This window comes from Streptomyces sp. NPDC058955 (genome assembly GCF_042741435.1).
Taxonomy (GTDB): Bacteria; Actinomycetota; Actinomycetes; order Streptomycetales; family Streptomycetaceae; genus Streptomyces.
In genome coordinates this window covers 42,374-43,013 of the sequence record NZ_JBHYKM010000056.1, presented here as the reverse complement: position 1 = coordinate 43,013, position 640 = coordinate 42,374, and the positions used below count along the sequence as shown (strand labels likewise).

General features: G+C 79.8%; 1 pseudogene. It reads left to right on the top strand.

Annotated elements, in window-relative coordinates:
- Nucleotides 1-522 (top strand): annotated as a pseudogene (locus tag ACFW1I_RS21685) (hypothetical protein); the annotation flags it as partial.
- Nucleotides 523-640: the final 118 nt, after the last annotated feature.

Genomic DNA, 640 nt, shown 5'->3' with positions numbered 1-640 from the left:
TCCCCGGGTACCCCCCCGCACCCCCGGGCGCTAACCCCCGCACCCCAATCCCCCCCCCCGCGCCCGGGGGGCCCGGCCCGCGCCGCGCTGCGCTTCGGCGTCGCCGTCGAGGCCGCGGTCGCGGAGCCCGCCGGGCGGACGGTGCTGACCTGCCGTCACCTCGACACCGGCCGGGAGTTCGAGCACGTCACCGACCTGGTCGTCGCGGCGACCGGCTACCGGCGGCGCACCCCGGACTTCCTGGCCCCGGTCGAGAAGCTGATCCGACGGGACGCCAAGGGGCGGCCCGCGGTCCGGGCCGACCACTCCGTCGACCTCGCCGACGGCGTCACCGGCCGGATCTTCGTGGCCAACGCCGAGATCCACGCCTACGGCGTCTCCGCCCCGAACCTCGACATCGGGGCCGTCCGCAACGCCACCATCCTGAACGCCGTGACCGGACGCGAGGTCTACCGCCTTCCGCGGCGGAGCGCCTTCACCCGCTTCGAGGCCCCCGGACCGACGGCGCACGGCGGGGGATGACGGCGCTCCCGCCCCACCCGGCGGCGGCGGGGGGGGGCGGGGGGCGCCCCCCGCCCCGCGCGCGGGGCCGGACGCCCCAGACTCGCCGCGCGCGGCGCGCGCCCGGCCGCGCGGTGAC